This window comes from Micromonospora sp. KC207 (assembly GCF_004348615.1).
Classification (GTDB): Bacteria; Actinomycetota; Actinomycetes; order Mycobacteriales; family Micromonosporaceae; genus Micromonospora.
This window is the reverse complement of record NZ_SMKJ01000033.1, coordinates 1-24,993: the sequence shown is the minus strand read 5'-3', so window position 1 is coordinate 24,993 and position 24,993 is coordinate 1. Positions and strand designations below refer to the sequence as shown.

24 protein-coding genes and 1 pseudogene are annotated in these 24,993 nt (G+C 73.4%); 4 read left to right on the top strand and 21 right to left on the bottom strand.

Annotated elements, in window-relative coordinates:
* Positions 1–27: 27 nt before the first annotated feature.
* The 15 genes from E1258_RS06755 to pyrR all read right to left on the bottom strand — a co-directional run bounded on the left by E1258_RS06755 (position 28) and on the right by pyrR (position 17,851).
* On the bottom strand, positions 28–1,011 hold the full coding sequence (locus E1258_RS06755; RefSeq protein ID WP_132397822.1) for an AAA family ATPase: 984 nt from the start codon (positions 1,009–1,011) through the stop codon (positions 28–30).
* Positions 1,012–1,151: 140 nt separating this feature from the next.
* Positions 1,152–3,050: a primosomal protein N' gene (locus E1258_RS06750; protein WP_243715246.1), complete on the bottom strand. Its 1,899-nt coding sequence runs from the start codon at positions 3,048–3,050 to the stop codon at positions 1,152–1,154.
* Positions 3,051–3,121: 71 nt separating this feature from the next.
* Positions 3,122–4,315 (bottom strand): methionine adenosyltransferase, encoded by a 1,194-nt coding sequence (gene metK / locus E1258_RS06745; protein WP_132397818.1) that lies wholly within the window; start codon positions 4,313–4,315, stop codon positions 3,122–3,124.
* Positions 4,316–4,395: 80 nt separating this feature from the next.
* Positions 4,396–5,607 carry a bifunctional phosphopantothenoylcysteine decarboxylase/phosphopantothenate--cysteine ligase CoaBC gene (coaBC, locus tag E1258_RS06740; RefSeq protein ID WP_132397816.1) on the bottom strand — a complete coding sequence of 404 codons (1,212 nt, stop codon included), beginning with the start codon at positions 5,605–5,607 and terminating at the stop codon, positions 4,396–4,398.
* Positions 5,608–5,621: 14 nt separating this feature from the next.
* Positions 5,622–5,885 (bottom strand): DNA-directed RNA polymerase subunit omega, encoded by a 264-nt coding sequence (gene rpoZ, locus E1258_RS06735; protein ID WP_007075826.1) that lies wholly within the window; start codon positions 5,883–5,885, stop codon positions 5,622–5,624.
* A 79-nt stretch (positions 5,886–5,964) separates the two neighbouring features.
* Positions 5,965–6,489, bottom strand: coding sequence for a guanylate kinase (locus tag E1258_RS06730; protein WP_132397814.1), 525 nt, complete (start codon positions 6,487–6,489; stop codon positions 5,965–5,967).
* A 49-nt stretch (positions 6,490–6,538) separates the two neighbouring features.
* The gene (gene mihF / locus E1258_RS06725) at positions 6,539–6,856 is read right to left on the bottom strand and encodes an integration host factor, actinobacterial type (RefSeq protein WP_007075824.1); all 318 of its coding nucleotides are present in this window, start codon (positions 6,854–6,856) and stop codon (positions 6,539–6,541) included.
* A gap of 179 nt (positions 6,857–7,035) precedes the next feature.
* On the bottom strand, positions 7,036–7,872 hold the full coding sequence (gene pyrF / locus E1258_RS06720; RefSeq protein ID WP_132397844.1) for an orotidine-5'-phosphate decarboxylase: 837 nt from the start codon (positions 7,870–7,872) through the stop codon (positions 7,036–7,038).
* 80 nt (positions 7,873–7,952) lie between these two features.
* On the bottom strand, positions 7,953–9,227 hold the full coding sequence (locus tag E1258_RS06715) for an adenosylmethionine--8-amino-7-oxononanoate transaminase (RefSeq protein ID WP_132397812.1): 1,275 nt from the start codon (positions 9,225–9,227) through the stop codon (positions 7,953–7,955).
* A complete protein-coding gene (locus tag E1258_RS06710) occupies positions 9,224–10,318 on the bottom strand; it encodes a quinone-dependent dihydroorotate dehydrogenase (RefSeq protein WP_243715243.1) in 1,095 nt (364 codons plus the stop codon). Before E1258_RS06710 ends, E1258_RS06715 begins: the two co-directional genes overlap by 4 nt.
* Before the next feature lie 25 nt (positions 10,319–10,343).
* The gene (gene carB, locus E1258_RS06705) at positions 10,344–13,736 is read right to left on the bottom strand and encodes a carbamoyl-phosphate synthase large subunit (protein WP_132397810.1); all 3,393 of its coding nucleotides are present in this window, start codon (positions 13,734–13,736) and stop codon (positions 10,344–10,346) included.
* The gene (carA, locus tag E1258_RS06700) at positions 13,729–14,898 is read right to left on the bottom strand and encodes a glutamine-hydrolyzing carbamoyl-phosphate synthase small subunit (protein ID WP_132397808.1); all 1,170 of its coding nucleotides are present in this window, start codon (positions 14,896–14,898) and stop codon (positions 13,729–13,731) included. The genes carB and carA overlap by 8 nt, the downstream gene beginning before the upstream one ends.
* 58 nt (positions 14,899–14,956) lie before the next feature.
* Positions 14,957–16,288 (bottom strand): dihydroorotase, encoded by a 1,332-nt coding sequence (locus E1258_RS06695; protein WP_132397806.1) that lies wholly within the window; start codon positions 16,286–16,288, stop codon positions 14,957–14,959.
* Complete coding sequence (locus tag E1258_RS06690; RefSeq protein WP_007075818.1) at positions 16,285–17,211, bottom strand: aspartate carbamoyltransferase catalytic subunit; 927 nt, start codon at positions 17,209–17,211, stop codon at positions 16,285–16,287. The genes E1258_RS06695 and E1258_RS06690 overlap by 4 nt, the downstream gene beginning before the upstream one ends.
* Positions 17,212–17,266: 55 nt before the next feature.
* Positions 17,267–17,851, bottom strand: a complete 585-nt coding sequence (pyrR, locus tag E1258_RS06685; RefSeq protein WP_132397804.1) for a bifunctional pyr operon transcriptional regulator/uracil phosphoribosyltransferase PyrR — start codon at positions 17,849–17,851, stop codon at positions 17,267–17,269.
* Between the two features lie 283 nt (positions 17,852–18,134).
* Here pyrR and E1258_RS06680 point away from each other — a divergent pair, with 283 nt between their 5' ends.
* A complete protein-coding gene (locus tag E1258_RS06680) occupies positions 18,135–18,623 on the top strand; it encodes a transcriptional regulator (RefSeq protein ID WP_007075816.1) in 489 nt (162 codons plus the stop codon).
* Between the two features lie 87 nt (positions 18,624–18,710).
* Here the strand turns inward: E1258_RS06680 and nusB are convergent, their stop codons facing one another.
* The 4 genes from nusB to aroB form a co-directional block, all read right to left on the bottom strand.
* Positions 18,711–19,121, bottom strand: coding sequence for a transcription antitermination factor NusB (gene nusB / locus E1258_RS06675; protein WP_207919452.1), 411 nt, complete (start codon positions 19,119–19,121; stop codon positions 18,711–18,713).
* Positions 19,122–19,144: 23 nt separating this feature from the next.
* On the bottom strand, positions 19,145–19,702 hold the full coding sequence (efp, locus tag E1258_RS06670; protein WP_007075814.1) for an elongation factor P: 558 nt from the start codon (positions 19,700–19,702) through the stop codon (positions 19,145–19,147).
* A 73-nt stretch (positions 19,703–19,775) separates the two neighbouring features.
* Positions 19,776–20,219 carry a type II 3-dehydroquinate dehydratase gene (aroQ, locus tag E1258_RS06665; protein ID WP_132397800.1) on the bottom strand — a complete coding sequence of 148 codons (444 nt, stop codon included), beginning with the start codon at positions 20,217–20,219 and terminating at the stop codon, positions 19,776–19,778.
* Between the two features lie 55 nt (positions 20,220–20,274).
* Positions 20,275–21,351 carry a 3-dehydroquinate synthase gene (aroB, locus tag E1258_RS06660; RefSeq protein ID WP_132397798.1) on the bottom strand — a complete coding sequence of 359 codons (1,077 nt, stop codon included), beginning with the start codon at positions 21,349–21,351 and terminating at the stop codon, positions 20,275–20,277.
* 36 nt (positions 21,352–21,387) lie between these two features.
* Here aroB and E1258_RS35745 point away from each other — a divergent pair.
* From E1258_RS35745 to E1258_RS06645, 3 genes and pseudogenes are all read left to right on the top strand, one after another.
* Positions 21,388–21,438, top strand: a pseudogene (locus tag E1258_RS35745) (hypothetical protein); the annotation flags it as partial.
* A 246-nt stretch (positions 21,439–21,684) separates the two neighbouring features.
* Entirely contained in the window at positions 21,685–22,206 is a 522-nt protein-coding gene (locus E1258_RS06650) for a DUF2243 domain-containing protein (protein ID WP_132397796.1), read from the top strand.
* Positions 22,203–22,964 (top strand): cytochrome c oxidase assembly protein, encoded by a 762-nt coding sequence (locus E1258_RS06645; RefSeq protein ID WP_132397794.1) that lies wholly within the window; start codon positions 22,203–22,205, stop codon positions 22,962–22,964. Before E1258_RS06650 ends, E1258_RS06645 begins: the two co-directional genes overlap by 4 nt.
* Positions 22,965–23,090: 126 nt before the next feature.
* Here the strand turns inward: E1258_RS06645 and E1258_RS06640 are convergent, their stop codons facing one another.
* Both E1258_RS06640 and aroC read right to left on the bottom strand, forming a co-directional pair.
* Positions 23,091–23,630, bottom strand: coding sequence for a shikimate kinase (locus tag E1258_RS06640; protein WP_132397792.1), 540 nt, complete (start codon positions 23,628–23,630; stop codon positions 23,091–23,093).
* On the bottom strand, positions 23,627–24,805 hold the full coding sequence (gene aroC / locus E1258_RS06635) for a chorismate synthase (protein WP_132397790.1): 1,179 nt from the start codon (positions 24,803–24,805) through the stop codon (positions 23,627–23,629). Before aroC ends, E1258_RS06640 begins: the two co-directional genes overlap by 4 nt.
* Positions 24,806–24,993: the final 188 nt, after the last annotated feature.

Genomic DNA, 24,993 nt, shown 5'->3' with positions numbered 1-24,993 from the left:
GTCGTCCCCGCCCGCGACCGGAACGCGTCAGGTGCCGGGGACGGGGTCGCCGGCGAGCACGGCGTCCCCGGCCCGCAGGCAGTGCGCCGGCAGCGGCAGCGTGATCTTGTGGGCGGCTTCCCAGTCGTACACGGTGCCGGGGCGGACCTGGGCGGTGAAGTAGTCCACCGCGCTCGTCATGCCCACCACCGGCTCGTCCATCTCGGCGACCAGCCGGGCGGGGACCAGTGGGAACCCGCTCTGGATGGCCGCGCTGAGCCGGCGGTGGCCGTCGACGACGAAGAAGTACTCCCCGGTGAAGCCGATGGTCAGCGGCTCCAGCGCCTCGTCGCCGGCGGCGGCGACCTCGCCGACGAACCCGGCGTCCCACAGCCCGCGCAGGGTGCCGATGTCCTCGGTCGGGTAGACCCGGGTCGGGTCCAGCAGCAGCAGGGGCGGGGAGTCGCGCAGCACGTCCGCGCCGAGCCGGCCCTCGTACACCTCGATGATGTGGTCGATGACCTGCTCCGGATTGGCCCGGGTGGAGTCGCAGATCAGGTCGTAGTTGCGCAGCCGGGCCTTGTCGACGCCGTAGCGGACGATGAACCGGCTCCGCTCGCTCTCGCTGCGCTCGCGCAGCTTGGCCTTGGCCTCCTCCAGCGAGGTGTAGCTCTCGGCCGGGCCGGAGGGGCGGGCCAGCACCCGCCGGGCCGCCTCGGTGGGCTCGGTGATCATGTGCACCTTGAGCGCGTCGGTGAAGAAGTGCCAGGCGAGCCGGGAGTCCATGACCAGGCTCTCGCCGGAGGCGGCGATGTCCTGCTGGAGCTGGTCGACGTAGCCGTCAACGGCCTGGTCCAGCTCGGCGTGCAGATTGAGCTGGAGCGCGGTCATCTGCCGCTCCTGCGCCATCTGGCGGTAGAGGTCGCCGACGCTGACCCGGCGCAGCCCCAGCCGCTTGGCGATCTCGACGGACACGGTGCTCTTGCCGCTGCCGAGGTCACCGTTGAAGACGATCGATTGACGAACGGTCACGACTGGTCCATCCCTGATCACCGGCTGACTGACATCATCGACGTGGCGTCGTGGTACCGACGCGCCGTCGTGCGCCCGGGCATGACGGGCGATGCTATCACGCAGGGGCGACCACGGATCGTGACCGCCGCCCCGATCGCCTAGAACAGGGCCAGCGGGTCGACCTGGAGGCGGACCGGGTCGGCCGCCTTGCGGGCCGCGCGGGCCCCGGCGGCTGCGTGCAGCGCCGCGGCGAGGGCCGCCGCCCGGGCCCGGGGCACCCGGACCAGCATCCGTTCCTTCTCGCCGTCGGCGGGGACCGGGCCCAGCACCTCGGCCTCCGCGGGCAGCCGGGCCTCGGCCAGCAGGTCGGCCACCGCGTCGGCCGGGCCGGTGACGCTGGCCATCCGCACCGCCGGCGGGAAGCCCAGCTCGCGGCGCTCGGCCAGTTCCCGGGCGGCGAACCAGGCGGCGTCCCAGCGCAGCAGCGCCTGCACCGGCGCGAGGGCACCGTCGGCGACCACCACCACCCGGCCGCCGGCTGAGGCGGGACGGGCCAGCGCGGCGGCGGCCAGCCAGCGGCGCAGCGCCTCCTCGCCGGCCCGCAGGTCGGCCCGGGTCAGCAGGGCCCACGAGTCGAGCAGCAGCACCGCCCCGTAGCCACCGTCGGTGACCGGCTCGGCCCCCGGGGTGGCCACCACGAGGCCGGCGCCGCCGGGCACCGTGCTGAGCACCTCCTCGCGGCCGGAGGTGCGCACCGGCACCCCGGGGAAGGCCCGGCCCAGTTCCTCGGCGGTGCGGCGGGCACCGGTGACGGCCGCGCGCAGCCGCCGCCCGCCGCACTGCGGGCAGGCGTACGCGGCGGCGATCCGGCCGCACCAGCGACAGGCCGGGATACCCTGCGCCGACGGCAGGGCGAGCGGACCGGCGCAGTGCGGGCAGCGGGCCGGGGCGCGGCAGTCGGCGCAGGAGATCGAGGGCAGATACCCCCGGCGGGGCACCTGGACCAGCACCGGCGCGTCCGCGCCGAGCGCGTCCCGGGCGGCGGCCCACGCCAGGCTGGGCAGCCGGGCGGTCGCCGCGCCGGGGTCGCGGGCCAGCTGCGGGTCGTCGCCGGTCGGCGCGACGGCGGGGGTACGCGCCCGCACGGTGGCCCGGTCGGCGAGCACTTCCCGGGCCCATCCGGTCTCCACCAGCAGTTGCGCCTCGGCGCTGCGGGCGTACCCGCCGACGAGGGCCGCCGCGTCGGCGAGCCGGGCGCGGATGAGCAGCACCTCGCGGGCGTGCGGATAGGGGGCGCGCGGCTCGGCGTGCAGGTCGTCGCCGTCGTCGACGATGGCCACGAGGCCGAGCCGGGCCACCGGGGCGAACATGGCCGCCCGGGTGCCGACGACGACCGGCACGTCCCCGCGCCGGGCGGCCAGGAACGCGCGGTACCGGCGGGCCGGGCCGGCGGCGGCGGCGAGGCTCACGTGCCGCCCGGGGCCGAGGGCGACGGCCAGCGCCGCGTCGAGGCGGTCGAGGTCCCGGGCGTCGGGCACGACCACGACGGCCCCCCGGCCGCCGGCCACGGTGGCGGCGACCGCCTCGGCGTATCGGGCGGGCCAGTCCTCCCCTGGCAGCGCGGACCAGACCGCCCGCACGGGGCGGCCGTCGGTCAGGGCCCGCAGGAACGCCGGCCCGGCCGGGTACGCCCGCCAGCCGGCCGCCTCGGGCGGGTCCAGGGGCGTGGGCGGCTCCGGCGGGACGTGCGGCTCCTTCTCCACCCGGGCGTGCCGGGGTGGCACGGCCAGCCGGAGCACGTCGGCGAGGTTGCCGGCGTACCGGTCGGCGACGGCCCGGGCCAGCCGGGCGATCTCGCCGGCCAGCACCGGCTCCGGCGAGACGAGCCGGTCCAGGTATGCCAGCTTCCCGGTGTGCCCGGAGGCGTCGGCCCGCTCCAGCAGCCAGCCGTCGACGAGCTGACCGGCGAAGCGCACCTTCACCCGGGTGCCGGCAACGGCGGCGTCGGCCAGCTCGGCGGGGACCAGGTAGTCGAAGGGGCGGTCGAGGTGCGCCAGGGGGACGTCGACGCAGACGCGAGCGACCGGCGACCCGTCCGCGGGTCGCCGGTCGCTGCTCCTGGTGCCGGTCAGGCTCCCGCGGCCGACTTGAGGTCGGCGGCCCGGTCGGTGCTCTCCCAGGTCAGGTCGGGCAGTTCCCGGCCGAAGTGGCCGTACGCCGCGGTCTGCCGGTAGATCGGGCGGAGCAGGTGCAGGTCCCGGATGATGGCGGCCGGGCGGAGGTCGAAGACCTCGTTCACGGCCTTCTCGATCGAGGCGACCGGCACGGTTTCGGTGCCGAACGTCTCGATGAACAGGCTCACCGGGTGCGCCTTGCCGATCGCGTACGCGACCTGTGCCTCGCAGCGCTCGGCGAGGCCGGCGGCCACCACGTTCTTGGCCACCCAGCGCATCGCGTACGCGGCCGAGCGGTCCACCTTGGACGGGTCCTTGCCGGAGAACGCGCCGCCGCCGTGCCGGGCGTACCCGCCGTAGGTGTCGACGATGATCTTCCGGCCGGTCAGGCCGGCGTCGCCCATCGGGCCGCCGATCTCGAACCGCCCGGTCGGGTTGACCAGCAGCCGGTAGCCGTCGGTGTCCAGGCCGAGACTCTCCAGCTCCGGAGCGATGACGTGGTCGCGCACGTCCGGGGTGAGCAGCGAGTCCAGCGAGATGTCGGCCGCGTGCTGGCTGGACACGACGACCGTGTTCAGCCGGACCGGGCGCAGCCCCTCGTACTCGATGGTGACCTGGGTCTTGCCGTCCGGCCGCAGGTACGGGATCGTGCCGTCCTTGCGGACCGCCGTGAGCCGGCGGGCCAGCCGGTGCGCCAGGGCGATCGGCAGCGGCATCAGCTCGGGGGTCTCGGAGCAGGCGAAGCCGAACATCATGCCCTGGTCGCCGGCGCCCTGGGCGTCCAGCGCGCTCTCCGACGAGCCGGTGCGCAGCTCCATCGCGTTGTCGACGCCCTGGGCGATGTCGGGTGACTGGGCGCCGATGGAGACGCTGACGCCGCAGGACGCGCCGTCGAAGCCCTTCTTCGACGAGTCGTAGCCGATGTCGAGGATCGTCTCCCGCACGATGGTCGGGATGTCGGCGTACGCCTTGGTGGTCACCTCGCCGGCCACGTGCACCTGGCCGGTGGTGATCAGTGTCTCGACGGCGACGCGGCTGTGCGCGTCCTGGGCCAGCAATGCGTCGAGAATGCCGTCACTGATCTGGTCGGCGATCTTGTCCGGGTGGCCTTCCGTGACCGATTCGGACGTGAAGAGGCGGCGTGTCACGGCACTCCTAAGTTATGGAATAGTCGTTCCGCGGAAGTGTAGTCAATCAACCACGATCGTGGTGGGCTGGTCACCTCTGGTCACCCTTCGGGACGGGGAGCCCAACGCGCCACGACGAGGTCCCAGACGCCGTCGGCCAGGTCCTCTTTGGACTGCTCCGGCAGCGTACGCATTGAGCCGTCCGCGCCGATGACGGTTGCCGCGTTGGTCTCGGCGCCGAAGACCTTGTCCGGACCGACCTCGTTGATGACGATCAGGTCCGCCCGCTTGCGGGCGAGCTTGGCCCGGCCGTTGGCCTCGGCATCGCCCGTCTCCGCGGCGAACACCACCAGCACCTGCTCCGGTCGACGGCGCCGGCCCAGCTCGGCGGCGATGTCCGGGTTGGTGACGAGCTCGATCGTAGGTGGCCGGGCGTCCGATTTCTTGATTTTGGCCGGCGTGTACGTGGCGGGCCGGAAATCCGCTGGCGCGGCGGCCATCACCACGGCGTCCGCCTCGGCGGCGGCCTGCACCGTCGCCTCGCGAAGCTCCTCGGTGGTGCCGACCCGCACCAGGTCCACACCGGCCGGGTCGGCGAGCGCCACGTTGGCGGCGATCAGGGTGACCCGGGCGCCCCGGGCGACCGCCGACCGGGCGAACGCGTACCCCTGCTTGCCGGAGGAGCGGTTGCCGAGGAACCGGACCGGGTCGAGCGGCTCGCGGGTGCCGCCCGCGGTCACCACGACGTGCCGGCCGGCGAGGTCGGCCGGGGCGTGCGGGCCCCGAGCCAGGGCCCGCCGGATCACGGCGAAGATCTCCGCCGGGTCGGGCAGCCGGCCCTTGCCGGTGTCGGCGCCGGTGAGTCGGCCGACGTCGGGCTCGACGACGCGAACGCCACGGGAACGCAGCGTGGCGACGTTGGCGATGGTGGCCGGGTGCTCCCACATCTCGGTGTGCATCGCCGGGGCGAGCAGCACCGGGCACCGGGCGGTGAGCAGGATGTTGGTGAGCAGGTCGTCGGCGAGGCCGTGGGCCGCCTTCGCGAGCAGGTCGGCCGTGGCCGGGGCGACCACCACCACGTCGGCCCGCTGGCCGAGCCGGACGTGTGGGACCTCGTGCACGTCGGACCAGACGTCGTCGGCGACCGGCTGGCCGGACAGGGCGGCCCAGGTCGGCGCCCCGACGAAGCGGAGCGCCGACGCGGTGGGCACCACACGGACCCGGTGGCCCGACTCGGTGAGGAGCCGCAGCAGCTCACACGCCTTGTAGGCGGCGATGCCGCCGCCGACCCCGAGGACGATCTCGGCGGACATCGACGCGGGCGCGGCTACGGCTGGTCGGTCGGCTCGGCAGTGAGCAGGCCCGCGTTGATCTCGCGCATGGCGATGGAGAGGGGCTTCTCCTGGGGGGTGGTCTCCACGAGCGGGCCGACATACTCCAGCAGGCCCTCGCCGAGCTGGCTGTAGTAGGCGTTGACCTGACGGGCGCGCTTGGCTGCGAAAATCACCAGGGCGTACTTCGACGTCGTCTTCTCGAGCAGCTCGTCGATCGGCGGGTTGGTGATGCCCTCGGGGTTGGCGATGGATCCCACGAAATAACCTCTGCGTCTGTCGTCACCGCGCGGACGCGGTTCGGGCTGGCAACCGCGCGGACGCGGTTGGTGGGGTCACTCAACCGCTCAGCCGCGGTTGGGCCGGAGCCAGATAGGAAGAACCGAACAAGCCTACCAGCTCATCCACCGCCCGCCCGGTGTGGTCGTGCGCCAGGACGTGCGCGGCGCCGGCCGCCGGCGGCCGAGCGCCGGGCGGGACGAGCAGGACGAGCCGGGCGTCGGGCCACGCCGCGTGGACGGCGAGCGCGCCGGGCAGGTCGAGCGGGAGCAGCACCGGTCGGCCGGCGGCGAGCCGATCGAGGACCGGCGCGGCCGGGGTGCCGCGCGCGTACGGCCCGATGCGGGCCCACTCCAGTAGCTGCCCGGCGGCGATCAGCCGGTCGAACCTGGCCGGCGCGAGGAAGATCCGGTCGACGCCGTCCACCTCGCCCGCGCGGCGGGGCCGGGTGGTCGCCGGCACCGGAATCCAGACCAACGGAGAACGCGCCCGGAACAGCTCGACGACACTGCCCACACCGGCCCCGGAGGGACCGGCGAGGACGGTGAGCCGAGCCGCCGGGCGCGCCTCGTCATCCGTGCTCACGGCTCGTTTCTACCCGCTGCCACGCACGGCCGGCGGCGAACCGCCGGGCTCAGTTGGCGGCGAACTCGCCGAGCAGGGCCTTGCGCTGCTGCTCGCCCAGACCACGCAGGCGACGGCTGTCGGCGATCTTGAGCTTCTCCATGATCTGGGTCGCCCGGATCTTGCCGATACCCGGCATCGCCTGCAGGACGGCCGAAACCTTCAGCTTGCCGACGACGTCGTCGCCCTCGGCCCGCTCGAGAACCGCGGCGAGGGTGGTCTTGCCCTGCTTGAGCTGCTCCTTCAGCTCAGCGCGGGCTTTGCGGATCTCCGCAGCCTTCTCGAGGGCAGCTGCACGCTGCTCGGGGGTAAGTGACGGGAGGGGCACCAGTTCTCCTCAGGTCCTTGTCGCGACGGGCGGGACGCCACGCCGCGGATGTGAAACGTGGAGTCGCCGGAAACCAAAGGGGTCCGTGGTTCCCAGCGCGGGGAAAACTAGCGGTCGCGGACGCATTCGGCAACGTGGGCACGCCACGAGCACGACAAAATGACCGAGCCGTCACTCAGTCAGGAGCCTTCGAGGGCCGCTCGGCAGTCGGCCAGGGCCCGCTGTGCGGCGACCCGCAGGGCGGTCACGTCGGGCCCGGCGTGCAGCACCTCGCGGGAGTACGACGGCAGCACCCACGGCAGGCTCGCGCCGAACACGGTCCGTAGGTCGGCGGCCGTGGCGCCCTGCGCGCCGAGCCCGGGGGCGAGCAGCGGACCGCGCACCGCCGACAGGTCGTGGCCGGTGTCGCCGATGGTCGCACCGACCACCAGACCGAAGTTTCCCAACGGCTGCGCACCCTGGTTGAGCTGGGCGATCTCATCGATCACCGCCTGCGCGACGGTGCGCCCGTCGGCACCCCGCGCGCGCTGCACGGCGGCCCCCTCGGGGTTGGAGGTGAGCGCCAGGACGAACACCCCGCCACCGTGTGTGGCGGCGAGCTCGAACATCGGCGCCAGCGACATTACTCCCAGGTAGGGGCTCGCGGTGATTGCGTCGACATACATCGGGCTGGATGGATCAAGGTACGCGGAGGCGTACGCGGCGACCGTGGATCCGATGTCCCCGCGTTTGACGTCGAGCAGAACGAGCGAGCCGGAATCCCGCAACTGTCGGATAGTTGACTCTAGGACCGCCACGCCCCGCGCTCCGAAGCGCTCGAAGAACGCCGACTGGGGCTTGACCACCGCGACGCGGTCGCCGAGCGCCTCCACCACCGTGCGGCTGAAACGTTCCAGCCCGTCCACGTCGTCCGTCAGCCCCCAGCGGGTCAGCAGCCCGGGGTGCGGGTCGATGCCCACACAGAGCGGCCCGCGCTCCACCATCGCCCGGTGCAACCGGTGACCGAAGCTCTCCATCCGCGCCTCTTCTCTCGGCTCCTGCGGGCGCGCGGCGTCCACCGACGCGCCCTCTCCGTGCCCTACGCCGGGCGTGCCGGTCAGCCTGCCGCCGCGGCGGCAGCCATCCCGGCGGCGATGCGGGCCACGTCCGCGTCCTCGGTGACGTACGGCGGCATGGCGTAGACCAGGTCGCGGAACGGCCGCAGCCAGACCCCCCGGTCCACCGCCGCAGCCGTCGCCCTCGCCACGTCCACCTCGTGATCGAGTTGGACGACGCCGATCGCGCCCAGCACCCGGACGTCCGCGACGCCCTCGACGCCCCGCAGCGGCTCCAGACCGGCCCGCAGGGCCTCACTCACCCTCGACACCTCGGCCGCCCAGTCTCCGGCCCGCAGCAGGCCGATGGAGGCATTCGCGACCGCACAGGCGAGGGGGTTGCCCATGAACGTGGGGCCGTGCGCGAGCACCCCGCCACGGGAGATGCCCTCCGCCACCTCCGCCGTGCACAGCGCGGCGGCCAGCGTCAGGTAGCCGCCGGTGAGCGCCTTGCCGACGCAGAGGACGTCGGGGCTCACCCCGGCGTGCTCGGCGGCGAACATCGTCCCGGTGCGGCCGAAGCCGGTGGCGATCTCGTCGAAGACCAGCAGCACTCCGTGGGCGCGGGTCACCTCGCGCAGCACCCGCAGATAATGCGGGTGGTGGAAGCGCATCCCGCCCGCGCCCTGGACCACCGGCTCCACGATCACGGCGGCCAGCTCGCCCGCGTGCCGCACCACCGCGTCGACGAGCGCCGCCTCGTACGCGGGGTCGGGCGGGGTGTCGAAGCCGGCCGGCGGGACGGGTGCGAAGACCTGCCGGGGCAGCGCCTCGCCCCACAGGTGGTGCATGCCGCCCTCGGGGTCGCAAACGCTCATCGGGTGGAAGGTGTCGCCGTGGTAGCCGCCCCGCCAGGTGCCCAGCCGGCGGCGCTCCGGCCGCCCGAGCGCCCGCTGGTACTGCAGGCACATCTTCACCGCCACCTCGACGCTCACGGAGCCCGAGTCGCAGAGGAAGACCCGCTCCAGCCCGTCCGGGGCCAGCTCGACCAGGGTCTGCGCCAGGCGTACGGCCGGCTCGTGGGTGAGCCCGCCGAACATCACGTGGCTCATCCGGCCGAGCTGGTCGGCGACCGCCGCGTCCAGCACCGGGTGCCGGTAGCCGTGGATCGCCGCCCACCAGGACGACATGCCGTCCACCAGTTCCCGCCCGTCGGCCAGCCGCAGCCGGACCCCCCGCGCGTCGCGCACCACGTACGGCGGCGTCGCGGGCGGCAACGGCGCGTACGGGTGCCACACGTACGCCCGATCGGCGGCGAGGATCTCCTCCGGTGTCACCCCCGCCCCCTCCGGCCCCCGGCGCGATGCGCTGTGGCCGGCTTTCCGGCCACGGCCCGTCCACCCGCCGGCGCGGGCGCCGGCCGGCCGCGCCGGGCGGCGGCGCGGACGAGCGCGGGGCCCCGGTAGATGAACCCGGTGTAGAGCTGCACCAGGCACGCTCCCGCGTCGAACATGCGGTCGGCGTCGTCGGGATCGACGATGCCGCCCACGCCGATCACCGGCAGCCGCCCGCCGGTCTCCCGGTGGACGAAGGAGACCACCGCGCGGGCGCGGGCCGCCAGCGGACGCCCGGACAGGCCGCCCGCCTGCGCGCCGCGCTCCCGGTCGGCGGGGGCGAGACCGTCACGGGCCAGGGTCGTGTTGGTGGCGATCACCCCGGCCGCGCCGCGCGCCAGGCAGACCTCCAGCAACTCGGCGATCGCCGGCTCGGTCAGGTCCGGGGCGATCTTCACCAGCACCGGCTTCTCCCCCACCAGCGCCGCCAACAGCGCGTCCAGGTGGGAGCGGTCCTGCAGGGAGCGCAGGCCCGGCGTGTTCGGCGAGGAGACGTTGACGGCGAAGTAGTCGCCGTGGCCGCGCAGCGTCCGGTACGAGGCGAGGTAGTCCTCGACGGCCTCCTCCAGCGGGGTCACCTTGGACTTGCCGAGCGAGATGCCCAGCGGCGCGCCGACCGGACGGGGCAGCGCCGCCAGCCGGTCCGCCAGGGCCCGCGCGCCGGCGTTGTTGAAGCCCATCCGGTTGACCACGGCCTCGCTGTCGCGCAGCCGGAACAGCCGCGGCCGCGGATTGCCCGGCTGGGCGTGCGCGGTGACCGTGCCGACCTCGACGAAGCCGAAGCCGAGCGCCGGCCACGCCGGCAGCGCCGCGCCGTCCTTGTCCATCCCGGCGGCCAGCCCGACCGGGTTCGGGAAGTCCACCCCGAACACCGTCCGGGGCGCCCGCACGGCGTAGCGGGCCCGCAGGGCGGCCAGCGCCACCGGCGACCGGGACACGGCGGCCAGCCGCCGCAGCGTCCACTCGTGGGCGGCCTCGGCGTCGCCACCGCCGACCCGGAACAGCCAGGGCCGCACCCCCCGCTCGAAGATCACCGTCCCCTCCCCGGGGCCCCGGCGGTCACTCGCCCGCCCGCAGGGTGGCGTGCAGGGCCTGCAGGGGGCGGACGGTCATGTCGCCGCGGATGCGGGCCTCGATGCCCATCACCGCCGCCGCCGCGCCCGGGACCGTGGTGATGCACGGGATGTCGGCCGTCACGGCGGCGCTGCGGATCTCGTAGCCGTCGGAGCGGGCGCTCGCCCCGGAGCCCTGCGGCGTGTTCACCACCAGCGCCACGTCGCCATTGAGGATCATCGACACCGCGTCCTCACCCGCGCCGGACTCGTAGTGCTTGCGGATCTGCTCGCAGGCGATGCCGTGCCGGCGCAGCACCTCCGCCGTGCCGGCGGTGGCGACGATCTCGAAGCCCAGGTCGGCCAGGCGCTTGATCGGGAAGATCATGCCGCGCTTGTCCCGGTTGGCCACCGAGACGAAGATCCGTCCGGCGGTCGGCAGCGACCCGTACGCGGCGGACTGGCTCTTGGCGAAGGCGTGCCCGAACTTGGTGTCGATGCCCATCACCTCGCCGGTGGACTTCATCTCCGGGCCGAGCAGCGAGTCGACGCCCTTGCCGGACGGGGTGCGGAACCGCTTGAACGGCAGCACCGCCTCCTTCACCGCGATCGGCGCGTCGGCCGGCATGGTGCCGCCGTCGCCCGTCGGCGGGAGCAGCCCCTCGGCGCGCAGCTCGGCGATGGTCGCGCCGAGCGCGATCCGGGCCGCCGCCTTGGCCAGCGGCACCGCCGTGGCCTTGGACACGAACGGCACCGTCCGCGACGCCCGGGGGTTCGCCTCCAGCACGTACAGCACGTCGTCCTTGAGGGCGTACTGGACGTTGAGCAGGCCACGCACCCCCACCCCCTGGGCGATGGCCTCGGTGTAGCGGCGCACCTGCGCCAGGTGCGAGCCGGCCAGGGTCATCGGCGGCAGCACGCAGGACGAGTCGCCGGAGTGGATGCCGGCCTCCTCGATGTGCTCCATCACCCCGCCGAGGTACACCTCGCCGTCGGCGTCGCAGAGGGCGTCCACGTCGATCTCGATGGCGTCGTCGAGGAACCGGTCCACCAGCACCGGATGGTCCGGGGAGATGTCGGTGGCCCGGCCGATGTAGTCGCGCAGCGTCGGGTCGTCGTAGACGATCTCCATGCCCCGCCCGCCGAGCACGTACGAGGGGCGGACCAGCACCGGGTAGCCGATCTCGGCGGCGATCGCCTTGGCCTCCTCGTACGAGGTGGCCATGCCGTGCGCCGGGGCGCGCAGCCCGGCCCGGGCCAGCACCGCGCCGAACGCGCCACGCTCCTCGGCCAGGTGGATCGACTCCGGGGAGGTGCCCACGATCGGCACGCCGGCGTTCTTCAGCCGCTGCGCCAGGCCCAGCGGGGTCTGCCCGCCGAGCTGCACGACCACCCCGACCACGCCCGGCCCGCCGGCCGCCTTGCCGGACGAGTCCTCGGCGTGCCAGACCTCCAGGACGTCCTCGAAGGTCAGCGGCTCGAAGTAGAGCCGGTCGGCGGTGTCGTAGTCGGTCGAGACGGTTTCCGGGTTGCAGTTGACCATGACGGTCTCGTAGCCGACGCCGTCGCCGCCGGGACCGGACGCGGCGGCCGGGCCGAGGGGCGCGCTGCGCAGCGCCTGAACGGCGTGCACACACGAGTAGTCGAACTCGATGCCCTGGCCGATCCGGTTCGGCCCCGAGCCCAGGATGATCACCTTGGGCCGGGCCGAGGGCGCGACCTCGGTCTCCGAGTCGTACGTCGAGTAGTGGTACGGCGTGGTCGCCTCGAACTCGGCGGCGCAGGTGTCCACCGTCTTGTACACCGGGCGGACGCCGAGCCGGTGCCGTAGGGTGCGTACCCCGTCCTCGGCGGCCAGCTCGGGGCGCAGCGCGGCGAGCTGGCGGTCGGACAGACCGGCCCGCTTGGCGCGCCGCAGCAGGTGCGCGTCGAGCACCGGGGCGTCGACGATCTCCGCGCGCAGCTCCACCAGGGCGGCGATCTGGTCCAGGAACCACGGGTCCATCCCGCCGGACGCGGCGGAGACCTCCGCGATCGACGCGCCGAGCCGCAGCGCCCGCTCGACCGTGTAGAGCCGGCCGTCGTGCGGCGTGCTCAGCGCGGCCAGGGTGTTCTCCCTGGTGGCGTCCGCCGGGTCCGGGGTGGTCCAGAAGCCCGCCGACTTGGTTTCCATCGAGCGCATCGCCTTGTTCAGCGCCTCGGTGAAGTTGCGCCCGAGGCTCATCGCCTCGCCGACCGACTTCATGGTGGTGGTCAGCTCCGCGTCCGCGCCGGGGAACTTCTCGAACGCGAACCGGGGGATCTTCACCACCACGTAGTCCAGGGTCGGCTCGAACGCCGCCGGGGTCTTGCGCGTGATGTCGTTGGGAATCTCGTCCAGGGTGTAGCCGATGGCCAGCTTCGCGGCGATCTTCGCGATCGGGAAACCGGTCGCCTTCGACGCCAGCGCCGAGGACCGCGACACCCGGGGGTTCATCTCGATCACGACGATCCGGCCGTCGGCCGGGTTCACCGCGAACTGGATGTTGCAGCCGCCGGTGTCCACCCCGACCTCACGCAGCACCGCGATGCCGAGGTCGCGCAGGTTCTGGTACTCCCGGTCGGTCAGCGTCATCGCCGGGGCCACCGTCACGCTGTCGCCGGTGTGCACGCCCATCGGGTCGACGTTCTCGATCGAACAGACCACCACCACGTTGTCGTGGCGGTCGCGCATCAGTTCGAGCTCGTACTCCTTCCAGCCGAGCACACTCTCCTCGATGAGCACCTCGTGCACCGGGCTGGCGGCCAGACCCGCCCCGGCGATGCGCCGGAGGTCGGCGTCGCTGTGCGCCATGCCGGAGCCGAGGCCGCCCATCGTGAACGACGGCCGGATCACCACCGGCAGGCCCAGCTCGGCGACCGTGGCCTCGACCTCGGCCATCGAGTGGCAGACCCGCGAGCGGGGCACCAGGGCGGCCGGGTCTGCGATGCCGAGACGAACGCCCGCCTTGGCGACGATGTCCTTGAACAGCTGCCGGTCCTCGCCCCGGTTGATGGCGTCGATGTTCGCGCCGATCAGCTCGACGCCGTACTTGTCCAGCACCCCTGCGGAGTGCAGGGCGACCGCCGTGTTCAGCGCGGTCTGCCCGCCGAGGGTGGGCAGCAGGGCGTCGGGACGCTCCTTGGCGATGACCAGCTCGACGAACTCCGGGGTGATCGGCTCGACGTACGTGGCGTCGGCGAACTCCGGGTCGGTCATGATCGTCGCCGGGTTGGAGTTGACCAGGCTGACCCGGATCCCCTCGCTGCGCAGCACCCGGCACGCCTGGGTGCCGGAGTAGTCGAACTCGCAGGCCTGCCCGATGACGATCGGCCCGGAGCCGATCACCATGATGTGCTTGAGATCGGTCCGCTTAGGCATTCGCGCGCCCCTCGCTGTGGGTCCGGCCCTCGATGAGCTCGGCGAAGCGGTCGAACAGGTAGTCCGCGTCGTGCGGGCCGGCCGCCGCCTCCGGGTGGTACTGGACGGTGAAGGCGGGCACGTCGATCGCCCGCAGCCCCTCGACCACGTTGTCATTGAGGCAGACGTGTGACACCTGGACGCCGCCGAACTCGGTGTCGATCACCTGGTCGGGCACGACCGCGCCGCGCTCCGCTTCGCGGCCCGGCCAGGCGACCGCGAAGCCGTGGTTGTGGCTGGTCACCTCGACCTTTCCAGTCGCCCGGTCGAGCACCGGCTGGTTGATCCCCCGGTGGCCGTAGCCGAGCTTGTAGGTGCCGAAGCCCAGCGCCCGGCCGAGGATCTGGCTGCCGAAGCAGATGCCGAACAGCGGGATCCGCCGGCCGAGCACCTCCCGGGCAAGCGCCACCGGGCCGTCGGCGGTGGCCGGGTCGCCCGGGCCGGGCGAGAGGAACACCGCGTCCGCGCCGGTGGCGAGCAGGTCGTCGACGCTCGACCCGGCGGGCAGCACGTGGGTGGTGACGCCGCGCGCGGCGAGCCGGCGCGGCACGTTGCGCTTGATGCCCAGGTCCAGGGCGGCCACCGTGAACCGGTGCGTGCCCTCGGCCGCGACGACGTACGGCTGCGCGGTGGTCACCTCGGCGGAGAGGTCCGCGCCGACCATCTGCGGCGACTGGCGGACCCGGGCCAGCAGGGCGCGCGGGTCGTCGTCGACGCTGGAGATGCCGACGCGCATCGCGCCGCGCTCGCGCAGGTGCCGGGTCAGCGCCCGGGTGTCGACACCGCTGATGCCGACCACGCCCTCGGCGGCGAGCCGGTCGGCCAGCTCTCCGGTGGACCGCCAGTTCGAGGCGGTCCGGGCCGGGTCGCGCACCACGTAGCCGGCGACCCAGATCCGGGCGGACTCGTCGTCGTCGGCGTTGACGCCGGTGTTACCGATGTGCGGGGCGGTCTGCACCACCACCTGCCGGTGGTACGACGGGTCGGTCAGGGTCTCCTGGTAGCCGGTCATGCCGGTGTTGAAGACCGCCTCGCCGAAGGTCTCGCCGACGCCGCCGTACGCCTCGCCGTGGAACGTGCGCCCGTCCTCCAGGACCAGGATCGCCGATCTACCCCTGCTCACGCTGTGCTCCCTTCGACCCGGACAGCGGGGCTCCGCTGCGCTGCATTCCTCGCTCGGATCACTTGACAGCCTTTCCGTCCAGGACCGTCGGCTCGCCGCGCAGGAAGGTCGCCACGATGCGACCCGGCAGCGTCATGCGGGCGTACGGGGTGTTGCGACTGCGGCTGGCCAGCTCCGCGGGCTCGATGACCCGACGGACGGCCGGGTCTACCAGGGTCAGGTTGGCCGGCACGCCCGGGGCCGGGTCGAGGCCGTGACCGTCGAGCCCGGCGATCCGGGCCGGGGTGCGGGACATCCGCTCGGCGATCAGATTCCACTGCGGGCCGAGCACGTCCAGGGCGATCGACAGCGCCGTCTCCAGGCCGAGCATGCCCGGCCGGGCGTACGCCCACTCGCACTCCTTGTCCTCCACGGCGTGCGGGGCGTGGTCGGTGGCGATGACGTCGATCACGCCCTCGGCCAGCGCGGCGCGCAGCGCGGCGATGTCGGTGGCCGTACGCAGCGGCGGGTTGACCTTGAACACCGGGTCGTACGTGCCGGCCGGGCTCCAGTTGTTCGCCAGTGCGGGGCTCGCAAGCTCGCTCCTCCCGCTCACGACCTCGTCCGTGAGCAGCAGGTGGTGCGGGGTGACCTCGGCGGTGACCCGTACGCCGCGGGCCTTGGCCTGGCGCAGCACCTCGACGCTGCCGGCGGTGGAGACGTGGCAGACGTGCAGCCGGCTGCCGACGTGCTCGGCGAGCAGCACGTCCCGGGCGATGATCGCCTCCTCGGCGACCGCCGGCCAGCCGGTCAGCCCGAGCCGGGTGGAGACCTCACCCTCGTGCATCTGCGCGCCCTCGGTGAGCCGGGGCTCCTCGGCGTGCTGGGCGATGATCCCATCGAACGCCTTGACGTATTCCAGGGCCCGGCGCATCAGCTTCGGGTCGGCGACGCAGTGCCCGTCGTCGGAGAAGATCCGCACCCGGGCCGCCGAGTCGGCCATCGCGCCCAACTCGGCCAGGCGCTCCCCGGCCAGGCCGACGGTGACCGCGCCGATCGGCTGCACGTCGACCAGCCCGGCCTCCCGGCCGAGGCGCCAGACCTGCTCGACCACGCCGGCGGTGTCGGCGACCGGCGAGGTGTTCGCCATCGCGCAGACCGCCGTGTACCCGCCGAGCGCCGCCGCCCGGGAGCCGGACTCCACGGTCTCGGCGTCCTCCCGGCCCGGCTCGCGCAGGTGGGTGTGCAGGTCGACCAGCCCGGGCAGGGCGACCAGCCCGGTGCCGTCGACGACGTCTGCGTCCGGCGCGGTCAGGCCGGACCCGGCCTGCGCGACGACGCCGTCGCGGATCAGCAGGTCGGTCGGCGCGGCGCCGACGACACTCACGTTGGTGATCAGGTACGCGGTCACAGGTTGTTCCCCCCGAGCAGCAGGTAGAGGACGGCCATCCGCACGGAGACCCCGTTGGCGACCTGTTCGACGATGGTGGAGCGGGGCGAGTCGGCGACCTCGGGCGTGATCTCCATGCCCCGGTTCATCGGCCCGGGGTGCATGACGATCGCGTGCTCCGGCAGCCGGCGCATCCGAGGCGCGTCGAGCCCGTAGCGGCGGGCGTACTCGCGGGCCGAGGGGAAGTAGGAGTCGGTCATCCGCTCCCGCTGCACCCGCAACATCATCACCACGTCCACGTTCGGCAGCACGGCGTCGAGGTCGTAGGAGACGTCGATGCCGGACGCGAGGGCCTGCGCGATGTCGACCGGGATCAACGTGGGCGGCCCGACCAGGGTGACCTTCGCCCCGAGGGTGGACAGCAGCAGCACGTTGGAGCGGGCGACCCGGGAGTGCAGCACGTCCCCGACGACCGCGACGTGCAGGCCGGCGAGCCGACCCAGCCGGGCCCGCATCGTGTACGCGTCCAGCAGCGCCTGGGTGGGGTGCTCGTGGGTGCCGTCGCCGGCGTTGACCACCGACCCGTCGACCCAGTTGGCCAGCCGGTGCGGGGCGCCCGAGGCGGGGTGCCGGACGACGACCGCGTCGGCCCCCATCGCCTGGAGGGTGAGCGCGGTGTCCTTGAGGCTCTCGCCCTTGGTCACGCTGGAACCCTTGGCCGAGAAGTTGATCACATCGGCGCTCAGCCGCTTCGCCGCCGCCTCGAACGAGATCCGGGTCCGCGTGGAGTCCTCGTAGAAGAGGTTCACCACGGTCCGGCCGCGCAGCGCGGGCAGCTTCTTCACCTCCCGGCCGGCGACCGTGGCCATCTCGGCGGCGGTGTCCAGGATCTGGGTGGCGGCGGCGGCGTCCAGGTCGGCGCCGGAGAGCAGGTGCCGGATCACTGGGCCTGCCTCTCGTTGGCGACTGCGGGGCTCCGCTTCGCCGCACTCCTCGCGCTCACCGGCCGGCCTCCCCGTACAGCTTGACCTCGTCGGCACCGTCGGTCTCGGCGAGGGTGACCTTGACGTTCTCGGCGAGGGCGGTCGGGATGTTCTTGCCGACGTAGTCGGCGCGGATCGGTAGCTGTCGGTGGCCCCGGTCGACCAGCACGGCGAGTTGCACCGAGGCGGGGCGACCCACGTCGCCGAGCGCGTCGAGGGCGGCCCGGACCGTACGGCCGGAGAAGAGGACGTCGTCGACGAGGACGACCCGCTTGCCGTCGATCCCGCCCAGCGGTAGCTGGGTCGGGCCGACCGCGCGGGTGGCGTGTCGGCGCAGGTCGTCGCGGTAGAGGGTGATGTCGAGCACACCGACTCCGACTGCGATGTCCTCGAAGGTGCTGATCCGGGCGGCGAGCCGCCGGGCGAGCGGAACCCCCCGGGTGGGAATCCCGAGCAGCACCGTGTCGGCGGCTCCCTGGGTCTTCTCGAGGATCTGGTGGGCGATGCGGTCCACCACGCGCGAGACGTCCGCTGCGGTGAGGATCACCTTCACCGAGGGTTGTCGCGGCGGCGACGGGTGGGCAGCCGGTGGGTAGGCCACGGCGGACCTCCTTCCCCGCCTCACGGGACGGGTCGTTAAAGGATGTCTGACGCCTCCGGCGGGCCGCGAACGGCCCGAACGGGGGCTGCGGGCCACGTTACCAGCGGTCACGGGCTGCCCGACGTCGGCACTGACCCCAGGATCAGGCTGGCGAATCGGGATAAGTCCCCCTGCGCAGCCCAACGGTAGGGTCACGACCACTTGACCAGTTGTCGCAATCCCCGTACCGTCACGCTCCGTAGCGATCGCGGGGAGAACCCCGAGCAGCACTGGGAGTGTCCGAATGCCCTCTGAATACGCCAAGTCGCTGGGCGCCCGCCTGCGCTCCATCCGCCAGCAGCAGGGCCTGTCCCTGCAGGGAGTGGAGGAGAAGTCGAACGGGCGGTGGAAGGCCGTGGTGGTCGGCTCGTACGAGCGCGGTGACCGCGCCGTCACGGTGTCCCGCCTGGCCGAGCTGGCCGACTTCTACCGGGTGCCCGTCTCCGAGCTGCTGCCCGACGGCAGCGGGGTGCGACACGAGCCCACCAGCAAGATCGTCCTGGACCTGGAGCGGCTCTACGACGACGCCTCCGAGGACCTGGCCTACGTCGCCCGGTACGCCCGCGCCATCCAGCAGCAGCGGGGCGACTACAACGGTCGGGTGCTCTCCATCCGCGCCGACGACCTGCGCGCCCTGGCGATCGTCTACGACGCCTCGCCGTCCGGGCTGATCGAGCGGCTCACCGAGCACGGCGTGCTCGTCGCCGACCCGCGGGCATTCTTCGCGTCCTGACCCGGTCACGCCGAAAGGGCCCGTGCCGTTGGCACGGGCCCTTTTCGACACCGCCGCCCCCGGCCGGGACCTTGTCGACGACGCCGGTCAGCGGGTGGCGTACTCGGCGATCCGGCCGAGCACCCCGTTGAGGAAGCGCGGCGAGTCGTCGGTCGACATCTGCCGGGCCAGCTCGACGGCCTCGCTGATCGCCACCGCATCGTCGAGCTCGTCGACGTAGAGCAGCTCGTACACGGCGATGCGGGCCAGGTTGCGGTCCACCGCCGGCATCCGGTCCAGCGTCCAACCCTCGGCGTAGCTGGCGATCAGCTCGTCGATCCGGTCCAGGTGCGCGGCCACCCCCTCGACGAGGCCGACCGCGTACCCCAGGTGCTCCGGGTGAGGCTTCTCGATCCGCTCGACGTAGCCGGCGAGCACCTCCATCGGCGGCCGGTCGCGCAGGTCGGCCTCGAAGAGCACGTCCAGCGCCCGCTTGCGCGCCTTGCGGCGCGCCGGCATCTGCTGCTTGGACCCCTCGGCCATCAGGCGCGGCCGAGGTAACGGCCGTCGCGGGTGTCGACCTTGATCTTCTCGCCGGTGGTGATGAAGAGCGGCACCTGCACGGTCGCGCCGGTCTCGACCGTCGCCGGCTTGTTCCCGCCGGTGGACCGGTCGCCCTGCAGACCCGGCTCGGTGTACGTGATTTCCAGCACCACGGAGGTCGGCAGCTCGATGTAGAGCGGCACGCCCTCGTGGGTGGCGACGGTCGCCTCGGCCTCCGGCAGGAGGTAGTTGGCGGCCTCGCCGACGGTGCCCCCGGGGACGGTGATCTGGTCGAACGTCTCCAGATCCATGAAGACGTAGTCCTCGCCGTCGGCGTAGAGGTACTGCATCGTGCGCTTGTCCACGGTCGCGGTCTCGACCTTGGTGCCCGCGTTGAAGGTCTTGTCGACCACCTTGCCGGACAGCACGTTCTTCAGCGTGGTACGCACGAAGGCGCCACCCTTACCGGGCTTGACGTGCTGGAACTCTACGACGGCCCAGAGCTCCCCGTCGAGGTTGAGTACCAGGCCGTTCTTCAGGTCGTTGGTGGTGGCCATTTCCTGCCTTGATCATCAATTGGCGGACAGACCTGGCAAGTCTACTAGCTGCCGCCTCCGACCGTTCCCGCCGTCAGCCGTCAGCCGCGCCCGCGCGGGCCGCCAGGTGGTGCAGGGCGAGACGGTAGCCGTCCACGCCCAGCCCGCAGATCACCCCGGTCGCCACCGCCGAGACCACCGAGTGCGCCCGGAACTCCTCCCGGGCGTGGATGTTGGAGATGTGCACCTCCACCAGGGGACCGCGCAGCAGGGCGCAGGCGTCCCGGACCGCGATCGAGTAGTGCGACCAGGCGGCCGGATTGAGCACCACCGCCGCCTGCTCGTCGGCCGCGTCGTGCAGCCAGCCGACCAGCTCGTGCTCGGCGTCGGTCTGCCGAACCGTCACGTCCAGCCCCAGCTCCCGGCCGGTCTCCTCGCAGAGCCCCACCAGGTCGGCGTAGCTGGTCGCCCCGTACACGTCGACCTGGCGGGTGCCCAGCCGGCCCAGGTTCGGCCCGTTCAGCACGTACACCCTCACGCGTTTCCTCTTTCGTTCGCTACTGCGGGGCTCCGCTGCGCCGCGCTCCTCGCGCTCACTGCGAAACCTCCCGGTAGGCGGCGTGCAGCAGCTCGTCGTCCGGGCCTTCCAGGATCGCCGGGCGGGCCAGAGCGTCGAGCACCACGAACCGCAGCCGCGAGCCGCGGCTCTTCTTGTCCACCCGCATCGCGGCCAGCAACTGCGGCCACGCGTCGGCCCGGTACCGCGTCGGCAGCCCGAGCGCCGTCAGCACCGTGCGGTGCCGCGCGGTGGTCTCCGGGTCCAGCCGCCCCGCCAGCCGGGCCAGCTCCCCCGCGTAGACCAGCCCGACGGAGACGGCGTGCCCGTGCCGCCACCGGTACCCCTCCACCTTCTCGATCGCGTGGGCCAGGGTGTGGCCGTAGTTGAGCACCTCACGCACCCCGGACTCACGCAGGTCGCCGGAGACCACGTCGGCCTTCACCCGGATCGCCCGCTCGATCAGCTCCCGGACCATCGGCGACGTCGGATCCGTCGCCGCCGCCCGGTCCCGCTCCACCAGGTCGAGGATCACCGGGTCGGCGATGAACCCGCACTTGACCACCTCGGCCAGCCCCGCCGCCAGGTCGGCCCGCGGGAGGCTGTCGAGCACCGCGAGGTCGCACAGCACCCCGACCGGCGGGTGGAAACCGCCGACCAGGTTCTTGCCGGCCGCCGTGTTGATGCCCGTCTTGCCGCCCACCGCCGCGTCGACCATGCCGAGCAACGACGTCGCCACCGGCACCCAGCGCACCCCGCGCAGCCAGCAGGCCGCGACGAAACCGGCCAGGTCGGTGACGGCGCCGCCGCCCACCCCGACCACCGCGTCGGTGCGGGTGAAGCCCGCCTCACCCAGCCGGTCCCAGCAGGCGGCGGCCACCTCGATGGCCTTGCCCGCCTCGGCGTCCGGCACCTCCACGGCCAGCGGGGCCGCGCCGGTCGCCGCCAGGCGCGCGCCGATCGCGTCGGCCAGCCCCTTCAGCGGCGGCGCGTGCAGCACCGCCACCCGGGTCGCGCCAGGCAGCATCGTCGGGAGAGCGTCGAGCAGGTCGCGTCCCACCAGCACGTCGTACGGCCGTTCGCCGCCGACCGGAATCCGGGTCACCTCGTCCATTGCCCGGGAGCCTAGTCCAGCCGCAACCCCCGCTGCGGCACCTGTCCACTCCGTGGCGGGCTGGTGCAAGGGAGGGCCCCTTGTTAACGCTTCCTGTATAGGAAGGGCCCCTTCCTAGCACTGCGGCCGGCGCGACTCCGACGCGCGGCACGGCACGGCGCCGCCCGCACGTCACCGGCGGCGGTCGGCGGCCGTTTAGCCGGGCAGAGCGGGGGCAGCGTTTTCAGCACAGGCGACGTTCCGGACACGGACGGCGTTTTCAGCACGGGCGGCGCTTCCAGCCCTGGCGGCGTCTCCGGCACGGACCGGCCGACGAGGCGGAGGTACCCCGCGATGAGCACACCCACCACCGACGGAGCCGACATCCGGCTGCCCGCCACGATCCTGGGCGTCGGCCTCGGCGGCTTCGCCGACGGCATCGTGCTGCACCAGGTGCTCCAGTGGCACCACATGCTCAGCGGCACCGGCAGCGACAACGTCGGGGTACGGGCGTATCCGGTGGACACCGTGCCCGGCCTGGAGATGAACACCCTGTGGGACGGAATCTTCCACGTGGTGACCTGGGTGGCGGTGCTGACCGGCCTGGCCCTGCTCTACTCCCGGGTCACCCGGTCGCGCGGCCGGCTGTGGCGCTCCCCGAAGCTGTGGGGCTGGGCGCTGGTCGGCTGGGGGCTGTTCAACCTCGTCGAGGGGATCGTCGACCACCACCTGCTCGGCATCCACCACGTGCGTGAGGGCGCGTACCGGACCTGGTGGGACCTCGGGTTCCTGGCGCTCGGGGTGGCGCTGGGCGCCGCCGGCTGGCTGGTGCAGCGCCGCGGCACGGCCGTGGACGTCTGCGCCGACCGTCCGTGACGGGAACCCACGCCGGCCACGACGGGTACGCACCGGGGCCGGCGCTGCTCGTACCCCTGGCACTGTTCTGGGTCTATCTCGCCGCCGCGCTGCGCCAGCGGGGACCGGGCGGCGGCGGCTGGCCGCACCGGCGCACGGCGGCCTTCGGCGCGGGCGCGGCCCTGCTCGCCGCGGGGCTGGCCCTGCCGGCCGGCGGCTTCGCCACGCACGCGTGGCAGCACCTGCTGGTCGGCATGCTCGCCCCGCTCGGGCTGGTGCTCGGCGCGCCGGGCACCCTGGCGCTGCGGACCCTGCACCGGCGGCGCGGCCGGGCCCTGGTACGGCTGGTGCGCCGCCCGGCTCTCGCTCAGCTCACCCACCCGGTGACCGGCCTCGCGCTCACCACCGGCGGGTTGTACGTGCTGTACCTGACGCCGCTGTACCGGGCGACGCTGACGCATTCGGCCCTGCACCACCTGGTGCACCTGCACTTCCTGCTCTCCGGGCTGCTCTTCACCTGGTCGGTCGCCGGCCCCGACCCCGGCCCGCACCGTCCCCGGGTGCCGGCGCGACTCGTGGTGCTCGGGGTCGCCGTGGCCGCCCACGCCGCCCTCGCCCAACTGCTGTACGCGGGCCTCGCCGTGGACGTACCGGTCCCGCCGGACCAACTGCGCGCCGGGGCGATGGTCATGTACTACGGCGGCGACCTCGCCGAGATCGCCCTGGCGCTGGCCCTCCTCGCCACCTGGCGCCCGACGGTAAGCAGGGGCCCCTTTTAACGCATTCGGTAGAGGAAGGGCCCCCTGCAAACACCGCAGGCGGCGCGACGCCAGCGGGCGGCGAAACGGCAGGCGACGAAACGGGGCGGGGCGGCGGCAGGCCGCCGGCGGAACGGGGCGGCGTCCTCAGGGCTTGAGCAGGGCCGCGACCTCGGCGGCGATCTCCTGCGGCGTACGCCCGTCGGTGACCACCGTCGCGGTCGCCACCTCGGCGTAGAGCGGGCGGCGCTGATCCATCAGGTGCTTCAGCGTCGCCCTCGGGTTGATCGCCAGCAGCGGCCGGCCCGCGCCCAGCCCCACCCGCTTCACCGCGTCGGGCAGCTCGACGCTGAGGTGCACCACGGTGTGCCCGACCAGGGCGGCCCGGTTCTCCTCGGCGAGCACCGCGCCGCCACCGAGGGCGAGCACCCCGACGCACGAGGTCAGCGCCGCGGCGGTGGCGGCCCGCTCCAGGGCGCGGAAGTGGGCCTCCCCCTCGTCGACGAAGATCTCCGGGATCGGCTTGCCGGCCATCCGCTCGATGTCGGCGTCGGTGTCGCGGAACTCCACGCCGAGCAGCGCGGCGAGCATCTCGCCGACTGTGGTCTTCCCCGAACCGGGCGACCCGACGAGGACGACCACCGGCCGCGTCCGACCGACCGGCTCACCAGGGAGCGTGGGGTTCACCGGATCACCAGGGAGTCGAGGTATCCGGCCAGGTTGCGGCGCATCTCGGCCACCGAGTCGCCGCCGAACTTCTCGACGGCCGCCTCGGCGAGCACCAGGGCCACCATCGCCTCGGCGACCACGGCGGCGGCCGGCACGGCGCAGACGTCGGAACGCTGGTTGATCGCGGTCGCCGGCTCCCCCGTGGTCACGTCCACCGTGGCCAGGGCCCGGTTCAGCGACGAGATCGGCTTCATCGCCGCCTTCACCCGCAGCGGCTCCCCGGTGGTGATGCCGCCCTCCAGGCCGCCGGCCCGGTCGGTCACCCGGCGCACCCCGGTCGCGGTCGGCACGATCTCGTCGTGCGCCTCGGAGCCACGGGAGCGAGCCTGCGACCAGCCGTCGCCGATCTCCACGCCCTTGATCGCCTGGATCGACATCAGCGCGGTGGCGAGCCGGGCGTCGAGCTTGCGGTCCCACTGCACGTGGCTGCCCAGGCCCGGCGGCACCCCGTACGCCAGCACCTCGACCACGCCGCCGAGCGTGTCGGCGGCCTTCTTCGCGGCGTCGACCTCGGCGACCATCCGGGCGCTCGCGTCCGAGTCGAGGCAGCGCAGTGGGTCGGCGTCGATGCGCTCGGCGTCCTCGGGCGTCGGGCGCAGCCCCGGCTTCGCGGCGACCGGGCCCAGCTCCACGACGTGCGAGACGATCTCGATGCCGAGGGCCTGCTTCACCAGGGCCTTCGCCACGGTGCCGACGGCGACCCGGGCGGCGGTCTCCCGCGCGCTGGCCCGCTCCAGGATCGGCCGGGCGTCGGTGTGACCGTACTTCTGCATGCCGGCGAGGTCCGCGTGGCCCGGACGCGGGCGGGTCAGCGGCGCGTTGCGGGCCTGCCGGGCCAACTCGTCGGGGTCGACCGGGTCGGCGGCCATCACCGTCTGCCACTTGGGCCACTCGGAGTTGCCGACGCGGATGGCGACGGGGCTACCCAGGGTGACGCCGTGCCGGAGCCCGCCGATGATCTCGACCACGTCCTGCTCGAAGGCCATCCGGGCGCCCCGGCCGTAGCCGAGCCGGCGGCGGGCCAGCTCACCGGCGATCTCGCCGGTTGTCACCTCGATCCCGGCGGGCACGCCCTCCAGCATCGCGACGAGGGCGGGACCGTGCGATTCACCTGCAGTCAGCCAGCGCAACACGTGGGCAAGTCTGTCACGCCCGGGTCACGTCCCACCGCGCCGCCCACCGTGTCCCGCCCTGCGGACGCGCCGCGTGGTCGGCATCGACCTCGCCATGATCTCTGCCTTCGGCTGTTGCCGGGCCAGTCCGAGGACTTCGGCGAGGCGGGTGACGTCGGCGGAGGTGGGGCCGGTGCGGAGGATGGCGG

Coding starts and splice junctions, on each gene's coding strand:
- coaBC (WP_132397816.1), bottom strand. CDS start 5,607: ATGTCCGCCGAGATCGTCCTCGGGGTCGGCGGCGGCATCGCCGCCTAC.
- aroB (WP_132397798.1), bottom strand. CDS start 21,351: ATGGACGAGGTGACCCGGATTCCGGTCGGCGGCGAACGGCCGTACGAC.
- E1258_RS06680 (WP_007075816.1), top strand. CDS start 18,135: ATGCCCTCTGAATACGCCAAGTCGCTGGGCGCCCGCCTGCGCTCCATC.
- efp (WP_007075814.1), bottom strand. CDS start 19,702: ATGGCCACCACCAACGACCTGAAGAACGGCCTGGTACTCAACCTCGAC.
- E1258_RS06650 (WP_132397796.1), top strand. CDS start 21,685: ATGAGCACACCCACCACCGACGGAGCCGACATCCGGCTGCCCGCCACG.
- pyrF (WP_132397844.1), bottom strand. CDS start 7,872: ATGGAGAGCTTCGGTCACCGGTTGCACCGGGCGATGGTGGAGCGCGGG.
- nusB (WP_207919452.1), bottom strand. CDS start 19,121: ATGCCGGCGCGCCGCAAGGCGCGCAAGCGGGCGCTGGACGTGCTCTTC.
- carB (WP_132397810.1), bottom strand. CDS start 13,736: ATGCCTAAGCGGACCGATCTCAAGCACATCATGGTGATCGGCTCCGGG.